25 protein-coding genes are annotated in these 24,849 nt (G+C 41.7%); 12 read left to right on the top strand and 13 right to left on the bottom strand.

Annotated elements, in window-relative coordinates:
* Positions 1-5: 5 nt before the first annotated feature.
* From RT138_RS02985 to RT138_RS02975, 3 genes are read right to left on the bottom strand one after another with little or no spacing between them, the layout of a single operon-like run.
* Positions 6-689: a LytTR family DNA-binding domain-containing protein gene (locus RT138_RS02985; RefSeq protein ID WP_313189465.1), complete on the bottom strand. Its 684-nt coding sequence runs from the start codon at positions 687-689 to the stop codon at positions 6-8.
* Entirely contained in the window at positions 682-1,752 is a 1,071-nt protein-coding gene (locus RT138_RS02980; RefSeq protein WP_313189464.1) for a sensor histidine kinase, read from the bottom strand. Before RT138_RS02980 ends, RT138_RS02985 begins: the two co-directional genes overlap by 8 nt.
* A gap of 35 nt (positions 1,753-1,787) precedes the next feature.
* The gene (locus RT138_RS02975) at positions 1,788-2,030 is read right to left on the bottom strand and encodes a hypothetical protein (protein ID WP_313189463.1); all 243 of its coding nucleotides are present in this window, start codon (positions 2,028-2,030) and stop codon (positions 1,788-1,790) included.
* A 240-nt stretch (positions 2,031-2,270) separates the two neighbouring features.
* Between RT138_RS02975 and RT138_RS02970 the strand changes: the two genes are divergently transcribed.
* Together RT138_RS02970 and RT138_RS02965 are read left to right on the top strand one after the other, a co-directional pair.
* The gene (locus RT138_RS02970) at positions 2,271-3,401 is read left to right on the top strand and encodes a PCMD domain-containing protein (RefSeq protein WP_313189462.1); all 1,131 of its coding nucleotides are present in this window, start codon (positions 2,271-2,273) and stop codon (positions 3,399-3,401) included.
* A complete protein-coding gene (locus RT138_RS02965; protein WP_313189461.1) occupies positions 3,401-4,168 on the top strand; it encodes a porin family protein in 768 nt (255 codons plus the stop codon). The genes RT138_RS02970 and RT138_RS02965 overlap by 1 nt, the downstream gene beginning before the upstream one ends.
* Before the next feature lie 114 nt (positions 4,169-4,282).
* Here the strand turns inward: RT138_RS02965 and RT138_RS02960 are convergent, their stop codons facing one another.
* Positions 4,283-5,245, bottom strand: coding sequence for a 2-oxoglutarate and iron-dependent oxygenase domain-containing protein (locus tag RT138_RS02960; protein WP_313189460.1), 963 nt, complete (start codon positions 5,243-5,245; stop codon positions 4,283-4,285).
* Between the two features lie 268 nt (positions 5,246-5,513).
* On the opposite strand from RT138_RS02960, the gene RT138_RS02955 reads away from it, so the two are divergent.
* The 10 genes from RT138_RS02955 to RT138_RS02910 all read left to right on the top strand — a co-directional run bounded on the left by RT138_RS02955 (position 5,514) and on the right by RT138_RS02910 (position 16,999).
* On the top strand, positions 5,514-5,960 hold the full coding sequence (locus RT138_RS02955; protein WP_185213959.1) for a MarR family winged helix-turn-helix transcriptional regulator: 447 nt from the start codon (positions 5,514-5,516) through the stop codon (positions 5,958-5,960).
* 22 nt (positions 5,961-5,982) lie between these two features.
* A complete protein-coding gene (locus RT138_RS02950) occupies positions 5,983-8,409 on the top strand; it encodes a 3-hydroxyacyl-CoA dehydrogenase NAD-binding domain-containing protein (protein ID WP_313189459.1) in 2,427 nt (808 codons plus the stop codon).
* 56 nt (positions 8,410-8,465) lie between these two features.
* The gene (locus RT138_RS02945; protein WP_313189458.1) at positions 8,466-8,822 is read left to right on the top strand and encodes a four helix bundle protein; all 357 of its coding nucleotides are present in this window, start codon (positions 8,466-8,468) and stop codon (positions 8,820-8,822) included.
* A gap of 101 nt (positions 8,823-8,923) precedes the next feature.
* Positions 8,924-10,096, top strand: coding sequence for an acetyl-CoA C-acyltransferase (locus tag RT138_RS02940; RefSeq protein ID WP_313189457.1), 1,173 nt, complete (start codon positions 8,924-8,926; stop codon positions 10,094-10,096).
* A gap of 71 nt (positions 10,097-10,167) precedes the next feature.
* A complete protein-coding gene (locus RT138_RS02935) occupies positions 10,168-11,961 on the top strand; it encodes an acyl-CoA dehydrogenase family protein (protein WP_254529066.1) in 1,794 nt (597 codons plus the stop codon).
* Positions 11,962-12,076: 115 nt separating this feature from the next.
* Entirely contained in the window at positions 12,077-13,510 is a 1,434-nt protein-coding gene (locus tag RT138_RS02930; protein ID WP_313189456.1) for an NAD(P)/FAD-dependent oxidoreductase, read from the top strand.
* Positions 13,511-13,512: 2 nt separating this feature from the next.
* A complete protein-coding gene (locus RT138_RS02925) occupies positions 13,513-14,433 on the top strand; it encodes a TIGR01777 family oxidoreductase (RefSeq protein ID WP_313189455.1) in 921 nt (306 codons plus the stop codon).
* A 7-nt stretch (positions 14,434-14,440) separates the two neighbouring features.
* On the top strand, positions 14,441-15,694 hold the full coding sequence (locus RT138_RS02920; protein WP_313189454.1) for a putative sulfate exporter family transporter: 1,254 nt from the start codon (positions 14,441-14,443) through the stop codon (positions 15,692-15,694).
* A gap of 136 nt (positions 15,695-15,830) precedes the next feature.
* Positions 15,831-16,367: an RNA polymerase sigma factor gene (locus RT138_RS02915; protein ID WP_185217320.1), complete on the top strand. Its 537-nt coding sequence runs from the start codon at positions 15,831-15,833 to the stop codon at positions 16,365-16,367.
* Positions 16,368-16,417: 50 nt separating this feature from the next.
* Positions 16,418-16,999 (top strand): hypothetical protein, encoded by a 582-nt coding sequence (locus RT138_RS02910; RefSeq protein ID WP_313189453.1) that lies wholly within the window; start codon positions 16,418-16,420, stop codon positions 16,997-16,999.
* A gap of 57 nt (positions 17,000-17,056) precedes the next feature.
* Here the strand turns inward: RT138_RS02910 and RT138_RS02905 are convergent, their stop codons facing one another.
* The 9 genes from RT138_RS02905 to RT138_RS02865 form a co-directional block, all read right to left on the bottom strand.
* A complete protein-coding gene (locus RT138_RS02905; RefSeq protein WP_185213969.1) occupies positions 17,057-17,623 on the bottom strand; it encodes a nitroreductase in 567 nt (188 codons plus the stop codon).
* Between the two features lie 30 nt (positions 17,624-17,653).
* Positions 17,654-18,907 carry a peptidase T gene (gene pepT / locus RT138_RS02900; RefSeq protein WP_313189452.1) on the bottom strand — a complete coding sequence of 418 codons (1,254 nt, stop codon included), beginning with the start codon at positions 18,905-18,907 and terminating at the stop codon, positions 17,654-17,656.
* Between the two features lie 229 nt (positions 18,908-19,136).
* On the bottom strand, positions 19,137-19,295 hold the full coding sequence (locus tag RT138_RS02895) for a hypothetical protein (RefSeq protein WP_313189451.1): 159 nt from the start codon (positions 19,293-19,295) through the stop codon (positions 19,137-19,139).
* A 198-nt stretch (positions 19,296-19,493) separates the two neighbouring features.
* Entirely contained in the window at positions 19,494-20,282 is a 789-nt protein-coding gene (locus tag RT138_RS02890; protein ID WP_313189450.1) for a DUF4197 domain-containing protein, read from the bottom strand.
* A gap of 193 nt (positions 20,283-20,475) precedes the next feature.
* Positions 20,476-21,312: an endonuclease/exonuclease/phosphatase family protein gene (locus RT138_RS02885; RefSeq protein WP_313189449.1), complete on the bottom strand. Its 837-nt coding sequence runs from the start codon at positions 21,310-21,312 to the stop codon at positions 20,476-20,478.
* A 1-nt stretch (position 21,313) separates the two neighbouring features.
* Complete coding sequence (locus tag RT138_RS02880; RefSeq protein WP_313189448.1) at positions 21,314-22,075, bottom strand: glycerophosphodiester phosphodiesterase family protein; 762 nt, start codon at positions 22,073-22,075, stop codon at positions 21,314-21,316.
* Between the two features lie 16 nt (positions 22,076-22,091).
* The gene (locus tag RT138_RS02875) at positions 22,092-22,937 is read right to left on the bottom strand and encodes a phosphodiester glycosidase family protein (protein ID WP_313189447.1); all 846 of its coding nucleotides are present in this window, start codon (positions 22,935-22,937) and stop codon (positions 22,092-22,094) included.
* 63 nt (positions 22,938-23,000) lie between these two features.
* Positions 23,001-23,669, bottom strand: coding sequence for an HD domain-containing protein (locus RT138_RS02870; protein WP_313189446.1), 669 nt, complete (start codon positions 23,667-23,669; stop codon positions 23,001-23,003).
* Positions 23,650-24,813: a class I SAM-dependent RNA methyltransferase gene (locus RT138_RS02865; RefSeq protein WP_185213976.1), complete on the bottom strand. Its 1,164-nt coding sequence runs from the start codon at positions 24,811-24,813 to the stop codon at positions 23,650-23,652. The genes RT138_RS02870 and RT138_RS02865 overlap by 20 nt, the downstream gene beginning before the upstream one ends.
* Positions 24,814-24,849 lie beyond the last annotated feature (36 nt).

The following is a 24,849-nucleotide window of genomic DNA, read 5'->3' as shown; positions in this document are numbered from 1 at the left end:
GGCAGTTAAAGTTTAAACTTTTCCTTTACTTCTTCCAAATAGCTTCCGCCAATGGGAATTTCCATGTCCTCTATCCAGATGGAATGCCTGTCTAGCTTATTGATTTTGTTCGTGTTGATTATATAGGAACGATGGACCTGCAAAAATGAATCATCTGCCCACTCCGATAGAAATTCTTTGATGGTCATCCTTGCCAGTACCTCACGGCCTTCCAGAATGAACCGAATATAATTGCCAACTGCTTGAAGGGCCAAGACCTCTTTTAAATCAATCTTTATCATTTGATACCCATCCTTTACAAATAAGCTTGGGTTATTGTCGATTACCCCCTTCAGTTCCAATAATTCCTTTGCCCTAGCGACTGCTTTTTCAAAGCGGTCAAAAGTGTAGGGTTTTAAGAGATAATCCAATGCCTCCAGTTCAAACCCTGATAGGGCATATTCAGAATAGGCGGTAGAGAAAATCACGAGTGGTTTTTCTTCCAGGCCCTTGAATAGGTCAATTCCATTGATGTCTGGCATGCGCACATCTAAGAACAGCAATTGAACCTCATTATGTTGCAGATATTCCTTTGCCTCAAGACCATTCAGGAACTGTTTCTCCAGATGTAGGTAAGGAATCTGCTCGGCATATCTCCTGATGATATCCAGCGCTATCGGTTCATCATCTATGGCAATGGCTTTAATCATTTTCGTTCATTTTGGATGCTATTTCCGAATGAGGGACTTCATCGAGGTCAATGGTCAGAAATACAAAATATTCCTGTTGGTTTTGTTCCATAACCAGCATATAGCGGTCAGGGTAGGTCAGGTCCAGCCTAGACCTTACATTTTCCAATCCGATTCCTGATTTCGTCCTTTCCAGGTCGGTTCCGGTGCTTTTGTGAATGCTGTTGTAAACGGAAAATTTCAGCTGTCCATCGACCACATCTGCATTCACCTTGATCCAAGAAGGTTTGCTCATGCTGATGCCATGTTTGAAAGCATTTTCAACAAAGGGAATCAGCAGCATCGGTGCAATGTACAAGCTGTCCAAGCTATCTATGATTTCATGTTCAATCTTGACGTTAGGAACATTCTCGGTCCTTAGGCTCTGGATTGCGATGTATTCTTTCAGGTAACTTAAATCTCGGGAAAGAGGGATTTGATCCTGTTGGTTTTCAAAGATCAGGAAACGCATCATTTGGCTCAGTCGTTGAACCGAATCTGCAGTGCGGCTTGCATTCTCTTGAAGGGCAATTCCATAGATGCTGTTCATGACATTGAACAGAAAGTGGGGATTTACCTGAGATTGCATCAGTTTGTATTCCGCTGCGGTCTTGCCCAAGTCTTTTCTCAAGAAGTCGATGGTCTTTTTGTCGGCTCGGTACCTGAAAAAGTAAAAGTAAGTCGCTAGGGTCACAACCGAGGCAAATAAAGCACCTATAAACAGGATTTTGTTGCTATAGCGACCATGTATCACTTGGACTAGGAACAAGAAAGGAATAAAAATAAGGATAGCACTCAATATGCTGATCAAGACATACTCCACATTCGTGATCTTCTTTTTGACCAAAAGCTCCAATAAGGAAAAGTTGTTTAATGCATAGAGCAGGTAGCCAAAAGGTGCGTAAAGGAATAAAATGGCCAAATGTCGGTGTATGGACATGGAGATCACAAAGAAAATCAATGACATGCCGATAATAAAGAGGAATTCGGTGATGAATCTCCTGAAGGTCATTTTATGGTTTGATCTAGTGCTGCTTAAATTCATAATCGAGTTATAAAATTATAAAAAAGAAAATAGGTTTAGCCTAAAGCGGTTTTTTCTTGAGGATTATTGAAAGGAAGAATCGGAAAACTTAACATAGCCGGATGCTGATCCATCAAGGTTTTCTGAAAGGGATCGATGAGATGAATGGTTCCATGTGGATACTCCTCCTGCAAGTTGAAGTATGATTCAATGGAATGTAGGAGTTGATCTTGCAACTGGTTCTGGTAGTTCATTTCGAATACGCTGGTCAAGAATCGGATTAGATAATAAAACATCATAACTTTCAATTTTCTGCCTTTGTTTATTCCTGACACAATAATATTGAAGAAAATAATGATGCTTAAATTTTTGTGATGAACCTCTGGAATCAAATGATGAATCTTGTCATTAATGTAAAAAAGCTGAATCAAAGAGAATATGATTGGCAGAAATAGTCGAAACGGCTCAAATAATTCTATCTTTGCCATTCATTTGGATATCTACCCACTTGATTAACTATTTCAAGTAAGTTTAAAAACATGCCGCAATCAAAATTAATTTGGGCCCTTTTGGGGGTCGTGTTCTTTATTTCTAGCTGTATTAAAGACGAGGCGAAAAACATGGAAGCTGATATTACTCAGGTTTCCATCGCCGATAGTTTGATTAATGTCAAACCTATCATCAACAACAGAAACGTTGTTATCTATGTCAAACCTGGGAAAGTGGATTTGAAAGAATTCGCCCTTGATTTTGACTTAACACCTGGAGCAACTTCGGTTCCTGCCTCAGGATCTGTCCAAGATTTTTCTGCCCCTGTATTTTATGAGGTCACTTCTGAAGATGGACAGTACACAAAACAATATTCCGTGACTTTATTGGAGTCTTCCGTGCCTGAAATGTTTGATTTCGAACTATTCAAACATGATGAGAAGAAAAACTGGATCTATTTCTTTGAGGAGGTAGAGGGTGTTCAGCAAGAGCTATGGGCCTCCGGTAACTCGGGCTTTGCCCTGACAGCCGGTTCTAATCCTACCGAAAAAGCTTATCCAACCCAAGCTACCGATGATCCAAAATTGGTGAAATCAGGAAAATATGCAGCTTACCTGGAAACTAAATCCACAGGTTTCTTAGGCTCTTTGGTGAAGAAGCCTATTGCAGCTGGTAATCTGTTCATTGGCTCCATGTTTACCAAAAGTATCATAGACATACAGACCCGTTTCGGTCTTCCATTCAACAAGATTCCTGTTTCCATGACCGGTTATTATAAATATGAACCCGGTAAGAAGGTAATCGACATGAATGGTAAAGAGGTGAATGTTACTGATGAATGTGACATCTATGCTGTATTGTTTGATCGCGTTGCTTTGATGCAAGCTACCGCAAACGATAAAGAGGATGCAGGAAGAACCTGGCTGAACGACAAAGATGTGCTGACTAGCCCGCATATCATAGCCCTTGCTCAATTGAAGGAAACTTCTGCAACAAAAGGAGATGGCCTAGTGAAGTTTGATCTGCCATTTGTATTCAAGAAAGAATATAGCCAGTTAGATGCCGACGCGTACCGTTATAGCATTGCCGTAGTGCTTTCTTCCAGCAAGAATGGAGCAATATTCCAAGGTGCTGTTGGAAGTAAGTTAATTGTAGATGAAGTGAAAATCAACGTAAGATAATGAGATTAAGTAAAATCGAGATAAAATACGCTCTATTGAGTGTATTGGGTTTATTTTTTGCCTTGAACCTAAACGCACAGGCTTTAGAACTAGGGAAATTTAGAGTAGATGCTGAAGTAGGGACTAAGATTGGTGGAGCTTCTCCATTGGGATTGCCCGTAGAAATTCGCAAGATCAATGGTTTTAAACCTGCTTTGCCTTTCTTCGTAGGAGTTAAAGTTGCCTATGGCATCGATGACAAATGGGGCGTTCGCTCAGGACTGATATTTGAAGGTAAGGGGATGAAGACTGAAGCCACGGTAAAAGGCTACAAAACAACTTTTAATGCCGATGAAGACCCATCACAAAATGTTAGGGGTTACTATTACGGTGATATCACCACCAATGTGGAGAATCTATACTTTACCATTCCTGTCATGGCGACCTATCAATTAAATCCAAGCTGGAGCCTTCAAGCCGGACCTTATGTTTCCATGGCTGTACAACGCAAATTCTACGGTATGGCAACAGATGGCTATATCCGTGATGAAGAACCAACAGGAGAAAAAGTAGGGATCGTAAATGCCGCTTATGATTTCAAAAGCCAGATAAGAAAAGTAGATGTTGGAATGAGCGTAGCAGGAAAATATGACTTCGCAAAACGCTACTATGCTACGGCCCAATTTGATTACGGCTTCAATAGCATCATGAAAACAGGCTTTGAAAGCATCAGTTTCAATATGCACAATATCTTTATGAATGTTGGCGTAGGGGTGAGGGTTTTTTAGAAGAGACCAATAGATTTGAGATATGAGATTTGAGATATTAGAAATGTGTCCATCCCTAAATAGGGTTGACCGTTTTCTATCTCAATACTCATATCTCAATACTCACATCTTTCCTTACATTTTAAGCCCAATCTCTCTCAATCGTTCATCCAAATATTCGCCGGCGGTGTAATCTTCGTAAGCTTTTGGATGTTCTGCATCGATACATGAATCCAATGAAGCCAAGCTCATGCTTGATTTTGGATGCAAGAAGAAAGGAACAGAATATCTTGATGTCTTCATCAACTCTCTAGGAGGGTTTACGACACGGTGGGTAGTCGATTTTAATTTGTTGTTGGTCAATCGTTGCAACATATCACCCACATTCACCACGATGTCCTCACCTTTAGCCTTGATGGCAAACCATTCTCCATCTTTGGTCAACACCTCTAATCCATCTGCGCTGGCACCGATCAATAAGGTAATCAGGTTGATATCCTCATGAGCTCCCGCACGCACTGCGTCCGCTGGAATAGCATCAGGGTTTTCGATAGGGAAGTAATGGATGGCACGTAAGATAGAGTTACCATTGATCACGAATTTTTCAAAGTAATCTTCAGGTAGTTCCAAATAAGTTGCAATGGCTTTTAGCAAATTACGGCCAGCATCTTCCAGTTTTTTATAGATTTCTGCCGTTACAGCATTGAATCTTGGTAATTCGCTTACCTCTGGGTTATCCGGGAAATCCACTTTCGAATATTCCTCACCTACGATGGTCTGCCCTCTTTGCCAAAATTCCTTCAAGTCTGGCGTTTTAGAGTCTTTCGCTTTCTCCTTCCCTTTGGAAGTGTATCCACGCTGTCCGGCCAGTTCAGGAAATTCATATTTGTCCTTGATTTCTGAAGGTTGGTCAAAGAATTCCTTAACCACTTTATATAGCTCATCGATCAGTTCGTGTGAAAGGCCATGGTTGGCGATGGTGACGAATCCCGTTTCGTTGAATGCCTTGCCAATATCCGCCACAAATTGTTCGCGTTGTTCAGCACTGCCCTCTGTATAGTGCGTCAAGTCTAATCTTGGAATATTTACTAATGCCATGTCTGTTTTGTTTGATGCAAAGTTAATGTAATAATAATATTGAAGAGTAAAAAGTGTTTATAACCTATTTTGTAATATTTGTAATACCTTGAGTTACAGTTTTTAAAAGTTATCAACATTTCTCATTTTTAGTTCCAGATTACCTATTGTTAATTATTATAATCTATTTGTGTCAAGTATTTATTAAAAAATCACAAAACAGTTTGATTTATCAATTGTAAAATTTAAATTTGTTATGCTTGCATAATAAATGTTAGAAAACCCGAATATGAGCCAAGACAATACCATCGACTATTTTTTAAAGACGGCATGGCAAACAGTTGCCAACAAGTACAATGTAATCGCCTCTCAGCATGGTTTTACTCAAGCTGCTGGATATATTTTGATCAATATCCATAAGGAAGGTACGCCAGTGTCTCAGATCGCAAATTCTACCGGTGTCAAGACCACCTCCTTATCTCGCGTACTAAACAATTTGGAGTCCCTGGGCTTTATCTATAGAGAGACCAGTGATACCGACAAACGTTCTGTAAAGGTATACCTCACAGAGCTAGGACAAGAGAAGAGGAAGGTAGCCAAGGACGTAGTTCGGGAGTTCAACGAGCATTTAAACACATCTTTCTCCGAAAAGGAAAAAGCGACCCTTGTCAAGTTTTTAAAGAAAATAAATGAAGTAGCCACAAACTACTCGCCAGTAATACAAATTGAACCATAGGAAATTAGAAAATATACGTGATATGAATAGAAATATTAAAAAAGTAGCTGTATTGGGATCCGGAGTAATGGGTTCTCGAATTGCTTGCCACTTTGCTAATATAGGTTTAGAGGTATTGCTTTTGGACATTGTTCCTAAAGAGCTGTTGCCAGCAGAAGAAGCAAAAGGCTTAACATTGGAAAGCCCAGCTGTCCGTAATCGTATTGTGAACCAATCTTTGGATACGGCAATCAAGTCAAACCCTGCACCTTTATATAGCAAATCCTTTGCTACGCGTATTTCAACAGGAAACTTTGATGATGATATGAGCAAGATCGCTCAGGCCGATTGGGTAATCGAGGTAGTTGTTGAGCGTTTGGATATCAAAAAATCAGTTTTTGATAAAGTAGAGCAGTTCCGCAAACCAGGGACATTGATTACTACCAATACTTCTGGTATTCCGATCCATCTGATGGAAGAAGGCCGTTCTCAAGACTTCAAAGAGAACTTCTGTGGTACCCACTTCTTCAATCCGCCACGCTATCTGCCTTTATTGGAGATTATCCCAACAAAGGATACCAAAAAAGAAGTTGTAGACTTCCTGGTAGCTTACGGAGATAAAATGCTCGGTAAAACGGTAGTGTTATGTAAAGATACTCCAGCCTTTATCGGCAATAGAATTGGCGTTTACTCCATGTTGGCCGTAACACACCTTATCGAAAAATTAGGACTTACCGTTGAGGAAGTCGATAAATATACCGGACCCGCTATGGGGCACCCTAAATCGGCAACTTTCCGTACCGCGGATGTTGTTGGCTTGGATACTCTGGTGAATGTAGCCAAAGGGCTGGAACAGAATGCACCTAACGATGAAGCCAAAGGAGTTTTTATACTCCCTGAGTTTATCAGCAAAATGGTGGAAAATAAATGGTTGGGCGAAAAGACCAAAAAAGGTTTCTATGAAAAGGTAAAAGATGACAAAGGTAATTCTGAAATCCTTTCCCTTAACTTGAAGGACCTGACCTATGGTCCGCAACAAAAAGTAAAGTCATCAACGCTGGAAGCAACTAAACCCGTTGAGGATATCCGTAAGCGCATGAAAGTTTACGAGCAGGGTACAGACAAGGCCGCAGAGCTTTTCAGAGCTATGCATTATCCTTTGTTTGAATATGTTTCTAACCGCGTGCCTGAAATCACGGATGATTTCTTCCGTATCGATGATGCCATGCGTGCAGGATTCGGTTGGGAGATCGGTCCGTTTGAGGTATGGGAGGCATTAGGCGTAAAAGAAACACTTGAAAAGATCAAAAAAGAAGAAAAACGTCTTCCTGGACAATCTGGCGAAGTTGCCCAATGGGTAAAAGATATGCTGGATGCAGGATTTGATAGTTTCTATAAAGTAGAAAATGGAGTCCGTCATTATTATGACATCACTTCTAAATCCTACAAACCAATCCCTGGAACAGAAGAGTTGATCGTATTAGACCACATCCGTGAGGCTAAGACCATTTGGAAAAACTCCGGTGTTTCCATCATCGACCTAGGCGATGGAATCATCAACTGTGAATTCCATACCAAAATGAACACTATCGGTGGTGATGTCATTCAAGGCTTGAACAAAGCAATTGATCTTGCCGAAAAAGAATACCGTGGATTGGTCATTTCCAATGATGGCAAGAACTTCTCTGCAGGTGCCAATATCGGTATGATCTTTATGATGGCGGTTGAGCAGGATTACGATGAGTTGAACATGGCCGTTAAGATGTTCCAAGATACTTCAATGCGTCTGAGATACTCCGCAATTCCAGTAGTTGCAGCGCCATTTCAATTAGCATTGGGTGGTGGATGTGAATTCTCCATGCATGCCGACTTTGTTCAGCTACATGCCGAAACGTACATGGGCTTGGTTGAGTTTGGTGTAGGCGTGATCCCAGGTGGCGGTGGTTCCAAGGAATTTGCCCTAAGAGCATCTGATGATTACCGTCCGGATCAAATCGATCAGAACTTCATGAAAGATCGCTTCTTGACCATTGGCCAAGCAAAAGTATCTACCTCAGCAGTGGAAGCCTTTGAATTAGGCTATCTACAAGAAGGTAAATATGCCATCACGATGAACCGTGCCCGCCTGTTAGCCGATGCCAAAGCCAAAGCATTGGAATTAGCAAACGCAGGCTATGTACAACCAGCACACCGTAAGAACATCAAAGTACTAGGAAACCAAGGTCTCGGAATCGTATATGTAGGTGCATCCTCAATGGAAGCAGGACACTACATCTCCGAACACGACAAACTGATTTCCGAAAAACTAGGCTGGGTGATGTGTGGCGGAGATCTATCCGCACCAACCGAAGTCGACGAGCAATACCTTCTAGACATGGAACGCAAAGCCTTCTTAGAGCTCTGCGCAACCCGCAAAACCCTAGAAAGAATCCAAGCGATGTTGACGACGGGGAAGCCATTGCGTAATTAGTAGTTCAGGATTTGAGATATGAGATATGAGATTTGAGATAGAAAGCGGAAATAAAGATGCATAAACTGGAGGAACTTAAAGTGTGGCACAGAGCCATAGAATTATCAACTGAGATTTACAAAATAGTCTCAAAATTTCCTTCAGATGAAAAGTATGGTTTATCTTCTCAAATTAAAAGATCCGCTGTTTCAATAGCATCGAATATAGCAGAAGGCGCTGGGAGGAATTCCCATAAGGAATTTTACCATTTCCTTGGAGTAGCAGCAGGTTCGTCTTTTGAATTATTAACGCAGGTACTGATAGCGTCTAAATTAGGGATGGTATCTAAAGAAGATGCAGAAAGAATATATATCTCATTGATTCAAATCCAAAAAATGATTTACGGTTTCCAAAAGAAGCTTAAACAAGGATAACTAGGAGAGCCTAAAAGGCTCCATATTTAAAATAAACGTGAGGTTTTAGGTTTTCCAATATCTCAAATCTCAAATCTCACATCTAATATCTATTTAAAAAAATGGAAGCATACATTGTAGCAGGATTTCGTACGGCAGTTGGGAAAGCTCCTAGAGGGGGATTTCGATTTATGCGTGCGGATGATTTGGCGGCGGATGTGATTAAGCATTTAATGGCATCGGTTCCAAATGTAAATAAAGAAGATATTGACGATGTAATCGTTGGAAATGCAATGCCGGAGGCGGAGCAAGGTCTTAATATTGGACGTTTTATCTCCTTGATGGGCTTGGATACCGATAAGGTTCCTGGATTGACGGTCAACCGGTATTGCGCCTCTGGATTGGAAACCATTGCTACCGCAGTGGCGAAGATCAAGACCGGAATGGCGGATATGATCATTGCCGGTGGAGTAGAGGTAATGTCGGGAATGCCATTTGGTGGCTGGAAGATCGTACCGAACGCCGTGGTCGCTAAAGAGCATCCGGATTGGTACTGGGGAATGGGACTTACGGCGGAAGCGGTTGCCAAGGATTATAAGGTCTCAAGGGAAGATCAAGATAAGTTTGCCCTGAAATCAAATGAAAAAGCTGTTGCCGCGATCAAAGCCGGTAAGTTTAAAGATGAAATCGTTCCGATCAAGGTGAAAGACAACTTTGTGAAGGACGGCAAAATCACGACCAAAGAATATGTGGTTGATACAGATGAAGGTCCACGCGCTGATACCTCTTTGGAGGCTTTGGCTAAGTTAAGACCGGTGTTTGACGCCAAGGGGTCCGTGACTGCGGGTAATTCTTCACAGACTTCGGATGGTGCCGCCTTTGTATTGGTGGTTTCTGAAAAGAAAATGAAGGAATTGAACCTGACGCCGATCGCTAAACTGGTATCCTTTGCTGTTGCTGGTGTACCACCGCGTATCATGGGTATTGGGCCCATCTATGCGATTCCAAAGGCATTGAAACAGGCTGGTTTGAAACAAGAGGATATTGACCTTTTTGAATTGAACGAAGCATTCGCTTCTCAATCGCTGGCCGTAATCCGTGAACTGGGATTGGATGAAGAAAAGGTGAATGTAAATGGTGGAGCGATTGCATTGGGTCACCCACTGGGATGTACCGGAGCTAAATTGACCGTTCAGGTGCTGCATGAACTGAAACGCAGAGGCAAGAAATATGGTATGGTTACCATGTGTGTGGGAACTGGACAAGGAGCTGCAGGTATTTTTGAACTACTGTAGACAAAATAAACTAACAAAATATAAAACAGAAGAAGGTGCTTGTTCACTTATTCTAAATCAAAAAGAATATCATGAGCGAAGAAGTAAAAAATAAAGCAATCAAAGGTGGTGAGTTTGTCATTCGTGAAACTCCGTACACTGATATTTTCATTCCTGAAGAGTTTGATGAGGAAGCGAAAATGATCCGTCAAACCTGTATTGATTTCTTGGATACAGAGGTTCTCAATAAATTGGAAAGGATCGATGCCCAAGAAGAAGGATTGATGCAGAGCCTAATGGACAAATCTGGAGAACTGGGTATGTTGGGTGTATCGATTCCTGAGCAATACGGTGGTTTCGGTAAGAATTTCAATACGTCTATGTTAGTGGCTGATGCTGTTGGAGGAGGTTTTTCCTTTGCCGTGGCATTATCTGCCCATACAGGGATCGGAACCTTGCCAATCCTGTATTACGGGAATGATGCGCAGAAAGATAAATATATCCCTAAACTGGCAACAGGAGAGTGGAAAGCTGCTTATTGTTTGACAGAACCTAACTCAGGTTCCGATGCAAACTCTGGCCGTACCTCAGCGAAGTTGAATGCTGAAGGAACCCATTACCTGATCAATGGACAGAAGATGTGGATCACCAATGGTGGATTTGCAGATGTATTCATCGTTTTTGCCAAGATTGATGATGATAAAAACTTAACGGCATTTATCGTAGAAAAGGATTTCGGTGGTATCACCATGAACCCTGAAGAGCATAAACTGGGTATCAAAGGGTCTTCAACCCGTCAGATCTTCTTCAATGACTGTCCTGTTCCAGTAGAGAACATGCTTTCTGATAGAGAGAACGGATTCAAGATTGCGGTGAATATCCTAAACATTGGTCGAATCAAGCTTGGTGCAGCCACCATCGGTTCTTCACGTGCCGTATTGACCACTGCGATCAATTATGCCAATGAACGTGTACAGTTCAACTTGCCAATCTCAAAATTCGGTGCCATCCGTTATAAATTGGCAGAAATGGCTACCCGTCTATTCGCGAATGAATCGGCTGCATACCGTGCCGGACAGAACATCGATGATGCCTATGAAGCATTGATCGCATCCGGAATGGACGAAGCGAAAGCTAAATTAAAATCTGTTGAGCTGTTTGCCATTGAATGTGCGATCATTAAGGTATGGTGTTCAGAGATGTTGGATTATGTGGTGGACGAAGGTGTTCAGATCTATGGAGGTATGGGTTATTCCGCTGAAGCTCCAATGGAAAGAGCTTACCGCGACTCCCGTATCAACAGAATCTTTGAAGGTACCAACGAAGTCAACAGACTTTTGGTCGTAGATATGTTGTTAAAGCGCGCGATGAAAGGCGAATTAGACCTAATGGGACCTGCTCAAGCCGTAGCAGGAGAACTGATGTCTATTCCTGACTTTGGTCCTGAGGATGAAACTCCTTTTGCTGCAGAAAAGAAAATCGTTGCCAACTTGAAGAAAGCGGGATTAATGATTGCTGGTGCTGCGGTCCAAAAACTGATGATGTCCCTATCCAAAGAACAAGAAATCCTGATGAATATTGCTGATATTATCGGCTATGTATATGTTGCAGAATCGGTATTGTTGCGTGCAGAAAAACTGCAGCATACTCAACCGGGAGAACATGCAGACTATGCAGCTGATATGGCTAAAGTATATCTATATGGAGCGATTGACAAAGTCAATGCTGCCGGTAAAGAAGCGTTAAATTCCTTTGCAGAAGGGGATGAGCTGAACATGATGTTGGTGGGGCTTCGTCGCTTTACAAAAGCACAACCTTTCAATGTCAAGGAAGCTCGCCAGAGAATTGCGAAGAAATTGATTGAAGAAAATAAATACTGTTTCTAAGTATTAAGGTTGATTATGAATAAAAGCCCCGGCAATGGGGCTTTTTCTTTTTTATGGCCCCTCATTTTAGCAATTCACATTGCTTTATCTTAACTTTAAGATTCATACCGATGATTTGAAAAGTTACGATGCCATCATAATAGGATCCGGACCCAATGGACTTGCTGCCGCCATCACCCTACAAAGACAGGGGTTAAGCACTTTGCTTGTAGAAGGTGCCGATACAGTAGGAGGCGGGATGCGAACCAAAGAACTTACCCTTCCAGGTTTTAAGCACGATGTCTGTTCGGCAATCCATCCCATGGCCCTTGGATCTCCTTTTATGCGCTCACTGCCGCTAGAGGATTTTGGCTTAGCTTTCAAGATCGCAGATTTTCAAGTGTCTCAACCCTTAGACTCAGGACGAGCCGTCCTGTTACATCAGGACATGCAGCTGATGCAGCAGGAGCTGGGGCAGGATTATAAAGCTTATCAGGCCCTGTTATCACCATTTGTCAAAAATTGGGACTCCCTCTCCAAAGATCTTCTCGGACCTTTAAGGTTTCCTAACAACCCCTTGTTGATGGCCAGGTTCGGTCTATCAGGATTGCGCAGTGCACATGCCATTGCCGATCGTTTCCAAACTGTTGAGGCTAAAGCCTTATGGTCCGGATTGGTAGCCCATGGGATTCTACCCTTCAATAAATTGAGTACAGCAGCGATTGGGATGGTGTTAGGGACGTTGGGACATCAAGTTGGCTGGCCAATTCCAGTCGGTGGATCCCAAGCGATTGCTGATGCCATGTTGGCTTATTACGAATCACTGGCTGGAGAACTGCAACTCAATTTTTGGTTCGAAGATGTAAATGATCTTCCAAAACATAAGGTTCTTATCCTTGACCTTACACCACAGCAGATTTTAAAGATTAAAGGCTTAGACCTTCAGGATGGCTATAGGAAGCAATTGGAAGCCTATCGTTATGGTATGGGGGTCTTTAAAATGGATTGGGCATTATCAGAGCCTACTCCCTTTACCGATGGTAGAAGCCAATTTGCTGCTACCGTACATATAGGGAATACCTTTGCTGAAATAGCAAAAAACGAACTGGATACCTATAATGGCAAATTAGTGGACAGGCCATTTGTCTTATTCGCGCAGCCAAGCAAATTTGATCCGACCCGATCTCCAGAAGGAAAACATACGGCTTGGGCATACTGCCACGTTCCCCATGGTTCATTTGCAGACCGCAGCGAAGCCATCGAGAATCAGATTGAAAGGTTTGCTCCTGGATTTAAGGATACCGTGCTGGCTAGGTCATCTATGAATACCGGACAGCTGGAACAATACAATCCTAATTACATCGGTGGAGATATCAATGCTGGTCAGATGGATATTATGCAGCTGTTCACAAGGCCAACCAAATCCTTGACACCTTATCGCACTTCCAATCCCAATGTTTATATCGGTTCTTCTTCAACGCCGCCTGCAGGTGGTGTTCACGGGATGTGTGGGTACCATGCTGCTCGAATTGCATTGAAGGACCATTACCACATCAAAATAAAAAATTAATTATGGCAAAGATCGTATTGGCGGGAGGCACCGGAAATTTAGGCAATTTATTGATCAGTATGTTTAGGGAAAAGGACCATGAAATCATCGTGCTGAGTCGGCAGCGTATGGTCAAGCACCATCCAAAGCTGGACTTTGTATATTGGGATGCCGAAAACCTTGATTCCTGGCAGAAAGAACTGGAAGGTGCCGATGTCCTCATCAACCTATGTGGACTTTCCATCAATAGAAGATTTACCGAGAAAAACAAAGCGTTGCTCCGCAGTTCGAGGTTGGGTCCAACCAAGTTGTTAGGTGAAGCGATATCGCAATTGGAAAATCCGGTAAAACTCTGGATCAACTTTTCCGGTGTTTCCATTTTCAATGGCGGTACTACCCTAAAAGATGAAACTTCAAAGGAATATTCCAATGATTTCCTAGGAACCTTGGCGCAGGATTGGGAAAAAACCTTCTTAGCTGCCCATACGCCAAATACAGAAAAACTGATCTTGCGAATGAGTCCGATCCTGACCAAGAAGTCAGGTATGTTTGCCGAGCTATATCCATTGGCAAAGATGGGCTTGGGCGGAAAGGTAGGAGATGGAAAGCAAATGATTGCTTGGATCCATGAGGCCGATTTTGTGGGATTGATCGATTGGATCATCAAATCAGACCATCGAGCCGACATTTACCATGCCTGCAGTCCAAATCCGGTCAGTAATGCCGAATTTATGCAAAAATTAAGGCAAGCATCGGGAGTTTCGTTTGGTTTGCCCCTGCCAACCTTCATGGCCAAGATGGGCGCATTCGTAAAAGGAGTGGACTCTTCACTTCTGTTGGAAAGCGTTCCGGTAACAACTTTATTAACTTTAAAAAATGGCTTTCAGTTTAATTTTCCCTATCTTCAGCCCGCATTTGATCAATTAATTAAATCATCAACTTAAACATTTTATGTCTGCCAAAACATTTGAACTCTCTGAGGATTGGGTAGTTGTTATCTTGGGATTCGGAATTATTGGGCTTGCCCTGCTTGGTTTCGTAGTACCTGTTCCATCTTTCGGCTGGTCAAACTCTACTGAACTCACTTCAAAAGTACTTTCCGGATCCAATTTAGGCGCAATGGGCCTGCAATTCATCTTAGTCTACGTAACGGCTATTTTAGGAGCCCTTTTGCTCAAGAAAAGCCTCAAGGCATTGCTGATTGTATTTCCGATTATCTATATCCTGACCCTTTTTGCCTTGGTATTGGCTGGAAATTCAGGGGTAAAGAGTTTCAATCTAGAGGCAGTGATATTCAGTTTGGCGATCGGCTTGATCATCAGCAACTTCTTTAAGTTGCCCGATTGGTTCAAAGCAGCCCTGAATACCGAGATGTATGTCAAGATCGGATTGGTCCTTTTGGGTACCACGGTCATATTTGGCGATATCTTAAAAGCGGGTTCATTAGGCCTTATACAGGCTCTGGTCGTGGTCGTGTCCGTATGGTACTTTGCATTCTGGATCTGTAAGAAATTCAAGATCGATAAAGAAATGTCCCTGATGCTTTCCAGTGCAGTGTCCATCTGTGGGGTATCTGCTGCGATCGCAACTTCGGGGGCAATCGAAGGTGACAATAAAAAACTATCTTATATCATCTCATTGGTGTTGGTGACTGCCGTGCCGATGATGATCTTTATGCCTTATCTAGCAGAACTTATGGGGCTATCCCAAGAGGTTACTGGTGCTTGGTTAGGTGGTAGTATCGATACGAGTGGAGCAGTTGCCGCTTCTGGAACTCTAGTAGGTGAGGAAGCCCTAAAGATCAGTACCATCGTGAAATTCTCGCAGAATGTACTGTTGGGTATTGCGGCATTCTTCATCAGTATCTACTGGACTTATTCCAAATCTGTAGATGATAAAACCAAAAGGGAAAAACCAACCTTAAAATTGATCTGGGAGAGGTTCCCGAAATTTGTGGTTGGCTTTGTATTTGTTTCCCTGATGTTCTCCTTTGTGGTATCACCCGAAACCACGGCATCCATCAAGGACAGTTTAAAGAGTGTTCAAGGGCTTTGGTTTGCCATTGCTTTTACCTCTATCGGTCTGGAAACAAACTTTAAGGATCTGTTTAAACAGGACAATAAGAAACCTCTGTATGCTTTCCTGATTGCACAGACCTTCAATATCATTGTAACCTTGGTCTTAGCCATCGCCTTGTTTGGTTAATCTTTGAAATACACAATATACAAGCCTCAATCATCGTGATTTGAGGCTTTTTTATTTCTGTTTATCCATGGGAATATTTAAAATAATTTGTGCAAATTCAGGTCTGAAATCATCATATACATGAAGAGAAAATAGCATGGACGAGAAACAGTTGTTGCAATACTATAAAGAAACAGGCAGTTTGGATGCGCTAGGCAAGCTTTATGCTCCATACATGTCCTTGTTATATGGTGTTTGCTATAAGTATCTTCAGGATGCCGAGCAAAGCCAAGACGCGGTCATGCAGATTTTCGATGAGCTAATAAATAAGTTGCGCGTGTATGAGGTGGATAATTTCAAGAGTTGGGTTTATGTATATGCGCGCAATTTTTGCTTAATGCAGCTAAGGAAAAACAAGCAGATAACAAAGGTTGATATCGAGGAAAACCTCTATGAATCGGAGAAGATGCTCAACGATGATGATGAAAAGAAATGGGGGGAGCAAGACTTTGAAAAATTGGAATCCTGTATCGCGGGCCTGAACCAAGAACAGGAGCTTTGCATCCGAATGTTTTATCTGGAACAGAAATGTTATAAAGATATCGCCGAACAGACGGGACATGATATAGCCAAAGTAAAGAGCTATATACAGAACGGTAGGCGGAATCTTAAAATTTGTATGGAGAAAAAGTAATGGAAAATAATTATCAATTAACACGGATTCACAATTACGTCATGGGACTCATGAGTAAGGAAGAGATGTACGAGATGGAACGTGAAGCCTTAAATGATCCTTTTTTACAGGATGCTATCGATGGATATAAACTCCAACAAGGGGTGGATTCCCATCAGTTGAGCATTTTGCAGCAACGATTGGCCAAGAAAATCGAAGCCAAAGCTGAGGATAAAAAGAGGAGATTCTATAACTGGCAAAGGTTGACGGTTGGGATGGCTGCTGCGGTATTATTCCTGGTGGCGTCCTCACTGATCCTTTTCAAGTATATCACCCATCAGAAAACAGAACGGAATAATGAGGTTATTTTGATGGAACATGAGATGCATGTGCAGTCTATGCTAATGGAAAATGCTGATGCTGTACCGATTGGAGGCTGGGAAAAGTTCAATGAAGAACTGAATTCCGAATTAAGGAACATTCATGACAGGGGAAATCTGCAGGTAACTTTTGATGTAACCGATGGGAAACCTCAAAATATCCGAGTGACCTCCTCGAGCAATAAAAATTTAGATGCGATTATCTCAACGTTTATTGAACAAAAAGTAAGATGGACTGGTGAAAATGGGGGCGTGGCAATAGCGGTTGAATAGTATAGTAATGGGTATAAGTAAAAGGTCAAGGATACTTTCCTTGACCTTTTTTAGTGCTTATTCTTCCCAACGGATCTTATCCTCGATCGGACTTCTAACCGGCTCTCTCGGTTCTGATTCATGGTGTCCCATGTAGAAAAATCCGATACAACGTTGATTTTCCTTCAGGTTCAAGAATGGACCGATATGATTGATCAATCCAGGAGTAGCCCAATAACCACCGATACCGATGGATGCTGCTGCCAACCACATATTCTCAACTGCACAAGCTGTAGCAGCTAATTCTTCCCACTCAGGAAGATCTCCTGAATAATCGACGATAATAGCTAAAGCAGCCTTAGATTGGGTCGCTTTTTTGGCCATATTCTGTTCCGTTGCCTCTGTATATTTTTCAGCTGGCGTTACCGACTTGTAGATTCTCGCTAACTCATCACCCAAACGGATCAAACCTTCGTTGCGGAAGACCACAAATCTCCAAGGTTGTGTACGTTTATGCGTAGGAGCTGCATTCGCCGCTTCCAAAATAGTCAATAATTCCTCGCGGGTAACCTCTTGATCTGTATAGTTCGCCTGGAATACCGCTCTTCTGTACTCTATGTTCTTTAATACTTCGTTCTGTAGCATATGGTCTAAATTTCTAGTTTTATTGTTTTATTATGAAAGCTCTTCCCAAAGGGCAGCGATATGTAAGATGGTCAATACGGCCTTTTGCATGTCCTGGATGGATACCCATTCCTGCTTGCCATGAAAGGCATGACCACCAGCAAAGATATTTGGACAAGGCAGTCCCATAAAGGATAACCTAGACCCATCAGTACCACCACGGATACTTCTTTTTTCTACCTTCATTCCTGCGCGTTCAATCCCCATCATGGCGATCTCTACCACTTTGGTATCCTTATCCAATACCTCTTTCATGTTGCGGTATTGCTCGCTAACTTGGAAGGAGTAGCTTGCTCCTGGATATTTGGCCAAAACTTCCTTGACAATTGCTTCCAATTCAGCTTCGTGTTCCGCTAATTTTTTGGTGTCGTGGTCACGGATGATAAAGTTCAAGGTCGCTTCCTCTACCGTACCTTCCATATTGGTCGGATGTACGAACCCTTGCTTAGCATGGGTTGTTTCTGGAGACAAGCGGTCCTTAGGAAGGCTATCTACAATGTCCGCAGCAACCTTGATTGCATTGATCATTTTTCCTTTTGCATACCCAGGGTGAATGGAAATCCCATCAATCTTGATCTTCACGCCATCAGCTGAGAAGGTTTCATCTTCCAAGGTTCCTGCTCTTTCTCCATCCATGGTGTATGCATATTCAGCACCTAATTTCTTCAAATCAACATGGTCTACACCACGTCCGATTTCTTCATCAGGGGTAAATAAAATCTTAATATCGCCATGCTTAATTTCAGGGTTGCTCATCAAGATCCGGGCAGCATCCATAATTTCTGCCACTCCAGCTTTATCATCTGCACCTAACAGGGTTTTTCCACTGGCAGTTACGATATCATTTCCGATTTGCTCCTTCAGATCAGGGTGATCGGCCATACGGATCACGATTTTTTCATCATCGGGAAGAACAAGGTCTTGACCTTGATAATTCTGGTGAACCAAAGGCTTAACATTGGTTCCGGAAGAATCTGGAGAAGTGTCTACATGTGAACAGAAACAGATTACCGGCACCTTTTTGTCGGTATTCGAAGGGATGGTGGCATAAACATAGCCTAAATTATCCAAATGGGCATCTTCAATGCCCATAGCTTTTAGTTCTTCGACCAATATCCTGCTTAAGTCTTTCTGTTTTTCTGTAGAAGGTACTGTATTTGATTGTGCGTCAGATTGGGTGTCAACCTGAACATATTTGATAAAATTTTCAGCAACCTGAAAATCATGAATCTGATTAATTTCCATTTAACAAAACTACAAATTTATTACCCTCTTAACTAAAATCACTGCCATTAAATCGTAATATATGGCTGTATTTATGCGAGTTTACTTTTTTAAAATTTTAAATTTTGTTTAGAGATCTTTTTGACCTTATTCGAGACACATTCGGAATTTTCGCAATATGCCTCGAATAAGGGTAAAAGGATTCTCGAAGGGAAGTTCCTGAAAAATTTTAAAGATATCCTTTCCCGTGTCAACCTGACCCAGGAAGGTTCTCGGAACCATACAGACAATGATCGTATTGGCGTAGAGTTCCTTTACCATCGCTTAACCCCAGACTGTCAAGCTGAAGCACGAAGGTTCTCGGAACCGTACAGACAATGATCGTATTGGCGTGGAGTTCCTTTACCATCGCTTAACCCCAGACTGTCAACCTGACGCAGGAAGGTTCTCGGAACCGTACAAATAATTGTATTGGCGTACAGGTCCTGTACCGAAGGTACAGGATGACAGCACCTTTTTAGAGAAGAATCTAAATTTTGTTTTTTCTTCACTACGAAATGGGGCCAAAAAGAGTCTAAAATCTCAAATCTCCCATCTCAAATCTCCCTTACTGCTTATCCACCCATCCAAACACCTTATCCAAGATTCCAGAGTTTCTGGCTCCGCCAATGTTTTTACGGATTTTAAGCTCCTGGTCGGCAACCTTGACGAACAGGCCATCGATGGCTCTTTGGGTTACATAGGCAGTCAGGTCCGTTTCGATTTTGTTGCCTAATGGTAGGTTATTGTAAGCGCTTGTCAATTGATTCCAGTAGGTTGAAACATTGTTCTTACCCATTGCAGATTGAATGATTGGGCTAAACTTGGTTGTCAATTCAGAGGAAGTTGTTCTTTTGAAATAATTGGTGGCAGCATCCTGTTGTCCGCTCAAAAGGATATTGAAAGCATCGTTGACTGTCATTTTAGACAAAGAGTTTACAAATACCGTTGAAGCTTCTTTCACTGCTGATTCTGCTGCATGGTTCATGCTGGCGATAAACTGATCACATAATTTATTCATCCCTACCGCACGCAATGCAGATTCAACTTTCCTTGCTTCCTCCGGCATCAAGATCTTAACTGCGGCATCCCCTAGGAAACCATTTTTTACAGATAGCGTCTGTATACTTTGTTGCAGACCATTGTTCAAGGCTTGTTTGATACCTGTAGTGGCTTCTGCTTGGGTAATCGTTCCAGATGAAGTTTGACCGCTTCCAGAACTGCCCGTATTGGGGTTTGTAGAACCTGTACCTTGTGGTGGAAGGGTAATTCCTGCTTGGTTCAAGGTTTCACAGCCACTGATAAAAAGGCTGGCACTAAATAGGCCAAGTAGGGTTATGCTTTTGAAATGTTTCATGATTCAAAAATAGCTAATTCATAAATAGAATGTTATAACAATTATGAGATGAATATATTGTAGCAAACCGAAATATGATGTAATTGTATTGATAGTTCCAGCTTTTTGGTTTTACAGCCTTTAAAAAGGAAAGAATTGAAAACAAAAAGGGCTCCTCGTTTTAGTGAGGAGCCCTTTTCTTGCTCATTATTTTTTATTTCCAGTTCAACTCTGCAATAACTGGGAAGTGATCTGAAGGGAATTTACCCATATAGGTATCGGTCAAGATACCATATTTACGCACCGTAAATGGCTTTGTAAGAAAAATATGGTCAATTCTTGCTTTTTCTTGGATGTTTTTGCCCCATGCGTTGAAGGATGAATTTGGTTCGTATTTGATCTTAGCCAAATCGTACACATCTTGAACTACACCGCTTTTTGCAAGGGTGAAATACGCTTCATTGGTCTCATCGATATTGAAATCCCCAGTTAAGATCAATGGTAGGTCTTTTGCAAACTCCTTCGCTTTGGCAAGGATCAATTTAGCACTTTCTCTACGCGCTTCTATTCCAACGTGGTCAAAATGTGTATTCATAAAGATGAATTTCTTGCCATTTGATTTGTCCTTGAAAATACCCCAAGTACAGATTCTAGGCAAGGCAGCATCCCATCCTTTGTTTGGTTTTTCCGTATCGGTAGGGGATAACCAGAATGTTCCACTTTTACTCACTTCGAAACGTTTTGTATCATAGAAAATGGAGGAATGTTCGCCTTTATCAGCACCGTCATCACGACCTACACCGATGTATTTGAAGTCAGGCAATTTAGCCGACATATCATTCAACTGTTCTTTAAATGCTTCCTGAACCCCGAAGATTTCAAATTCATGGAATTTGATCAGGTCGGTCAGGTGCGTATAACGGTCTTTCCACAGGTTGCCCACATCACTGTCAGTTTTCATCCTGATATTGAAAGTAGCAACATTCATTTTCTGTGCATAGGAGAGTCCCATGCATAACACTAGGCTTAGGCTGATTAATAGTTTTTTCATCTTATTTGTTCAATAAAGTTTTTAATAGTTCAGGTTCGTCTGTCGTGATAAAATCAATCTTTTGATCAATAAAGAACTTCATGTCTTCTTCTTTATTTACGGTCCAAGCATTGGTTTTCAATTTCAATGCCTTGAATTCCTTGATCAAGTTCGGGTTCTTCTGGAAAACGCTGAAGTGGTAATCTACCCCTGTTAATTTAGCTGCTTTTACCTCTGCAGGAGATTTGTCGCCATTTAAATAGTGAACCTTGATCTTTTTGTCAAGTTCCCTGAATTTTAGACATGCATCCCAATCAAAGGCAATGAATTCCACCATTTTTTCGGCTTTAAGTTTTTTGACCAAGGCCAATGAAAGTTCCACGTTTTTTATGGTTCTTTCTTTACTAAGCTTACTTGTTTTCAATTCATAGATCAACTTGGTTCCCTTTTGTTTCAATCCTGCTTTTAAGTATTCTTCCACCGTAGGGATAGACTCTCCATTATCGTGTTTTTTTGCCAATAACTCTTGGTAGGTAAGTTCTTCGATTTCTAGGCCATGGAAATCATGGTCATGGTTTACGACCAATACATCATCTTTTGTTAGGTGCACATCAAACTCACTTCCCCAAGCTCCTTGAGAAATTGCTTCATCAAGGGATGCGATTGAATTTTGGGGAACCTTGCTGTTTTTCCAAGCACCGCGGTGAGCGATAATGGAAGTCTGTGCAAATAATCCTACATGGATGATCATGGTCATAGCTACTAAAAATACCTGTTTTTTCATTTTATTTGGTTCTATTTTATTTTAAATATATAATGTTCGCAACAGGACGCTGACCTTCATGGTCAAATTTCTTGTTGTCTGAAGGGTAATTCACAATAGAATTATTACCAATTCCCATGATGTAAAGGGTGCTGCTGCCGCCTCCATCTAGGTTCATTGCATCCTTTGCTCCGATCCATTTCAATACTTGGCTCAATTCCTTTAGGTTCATTCCATTGGCCATATTGCTTCTACCGTCAACAACCATTAAGATCAATTTATGTTTTGTGCTGATACCAATAGCGGTCCTTGGATGTCGGTTGTCATTGAAAGCATTCTTGGCAAGTTCAACATATTGCGCATCCTGTAGCAATAGGGGTCCTGCAACCATGATGGAAGCTGCTTTAGAGTTTTCTGTATTTTCTTGGTTGTTCGCTTGTATGCTCAGTTTCTTTTTGGCTATGCTAAAGACAGCATTTGCCCTAGCATTAGGTTTCTCCTTTGATTCGCTTAGGATTTGGTTATTGACCTTGAGATAATCGACAGAGCCTCCATTTTTCATGTCAAAAAAAGATGCGTTGATGGCTACTAAGGCTTGATTTTGTTCAGCAAAGCTGGAGGTAGGGATTAATTTTGAAGGTTCTGCGGCAATATGAATGTTCTTGTGGTATTTGCGCAGATCGATTTCTACCCAATTGATCTCTTGTACGGCATTGAATAGGTTTTCGAAATGTCCTTGGTACCAAGTGACACCTTTTTTTATTTCTGTCTTATTCCAGTTTGCATGGGTAATCTGAACGGAGTCCTGTTGTTGTGCGAAGACTAGGTTAGGAATTAAGAATAGGCAGAATACAGAAATATGAATTAGCTGTCTGAATATCATTCGGGACATGTTTTTATGAAACATGTCCCGAATTTACCCAATTAATATTAAGATATTATTAATTTATCGATCTCCGTTCCATTCGCTATAAAATTGTTGCAGAAATGACTCCATGTGTTGGTGCCTGCCCAGAGCGATTTTCTTTGCAGTATCGGTGTTCATTTTATCTTTTAGCAACAACAGCTTTTCATAGAAATGGTTGATGGTTGGAGCCGTTGTGTTTTTATAGGCTTCCTTGCTTTGGTTTTCCAGAGCTGGGATTTCAGGGTTATAGATTTCCCTGTTCTTATAGCCGCCATAGTTGAATGCGCGCGCAATGCCAATGGCACCGATGGCATCGAGACGGTCAGCATCTTGTACGATTTCCAGCTCTTTTGAGTGGAAGCTGACTTCACTCAAGGAAGCTTTATAGGACATGTTCAGGATAATGTTCTGCACATGTTCAATCGTTGACTCGTCTACTTCAATGGATTTTAGGAATTCTCCGGCTACCCGAGGGCCAATGCTTTCATCACCATTATGGAACTTGCTATCTGCGATATCATGCAATAAGGCTGTCAATTCACAGACAAAGGCATCTGCCTCCTCTTCTTTCAGGATCAGTTTGGTATTGTTCCAGACGCGTAGGATATGCCACCAATCGTGGCCAGATTCAGCATCTTTCAGTTTTTCTTCAACAAATACCGCTGTTTTCTGGATGAGTTGCTCTTGCTTATCTGTCTTTTGAGCCATCGTACAATTCGTATTGCAATAATCTACAGTCTAGTTTACCATTGAAAAACTCAAATCTTCTAGAAGCTTTCAGTCCAATTTTCTTGGCCAGGTCTGGGTTTCCGGTGAAGATATAGCCACGGTAACCTTTGCAGCTCTGTTTCATGAAATCGCCGATTCGAGAATAGGTGATTTCCAGTTTGCTATGTACACCCAGTCGCTCGCCATATTCAGGATTGAACATGATGACACCATCGCCCTCTGGAATTGTAGTTTCCGCAAAGTCGCAGGTTTCAAATTCGATCAAATGTTCTACCCCAGCGGTGCGGGCATTGAGTCTGGCAATTTCAACAGCATCTTCAGAAATATCAGATGCAATGATATGTGGAAGGTTGGTTTTGTCAGTGATATCCTTTAATATACGGCGTTCTTCGAAGAATACCTCTTCATTGTATCCAATGAAATGCATAAAGGAGTAGTTCATACGTTGTAAACCGGGTTTGCGGTTTTGGCACATTAAGGCAGCTTCTATCGCTAGGGTACCGGAACCACACATTGGGTTTACGAATGGGGTTTTGCCATCCCATTGGGTGGCCATGATGGTAGCTGTAGCCAAGGCCTCAAGCATAGGAGCCTTACCGGGATGTTTTCTATAGCCGTGCTTAGCTAAGGTTTCGCCAGAGGTATCCAAGAAGATTTCTGCGCGGTCTTCCATCCAATGCAGGTGGATGACAGCACGGTTTAGGTCCGGTCCTGAGTTAGGACGCATGCCTTTTTTATCCTTGATACGGTCTACGATGGCATCCTTAACCTTTACGTTCGCAAATAGAGGAGTGGTAATGGTTTCATTGTGAACATGGGATGTTACCGAGAAATATCCATCAATTGGAATTAAATCTTCCCAAGGAATGCTCACTAATTGTTTATAAAGTTCGTCTGCATTTTTAGCTCTAAATGATTTCAATTCATAGAGAACCTGACTTGCAATACGTAAGTTTAAGTTTAACTTGATGCATTCATTTACAGAAGCTTGTAGCTCTACACCAGTATTGAATGCACGTTTGATATCAAATCCCAATTCACGGATTTCCTGTTCCAAATAAGGGGACAACCTACGGTTGCAAGTTACGATAACCTTATTCTGTTTGTTGAAAACTTCTGCCATATTTGTGCAAAGTTACTTATTCTCTTAGCAAAAAAT

This window comes from Sphingobacterium sp., assembly GCF_032065005.1.
Classification (GTDB): domain Bacteria; phylum Bacteroidota; class Bacteroidia; order Sphingobacteriales; family Sphingobacteriaceae; genus Sphingobacterium.
This window is presented reverse-complemented; position numbering and strand designations above follow the sequence as displayed.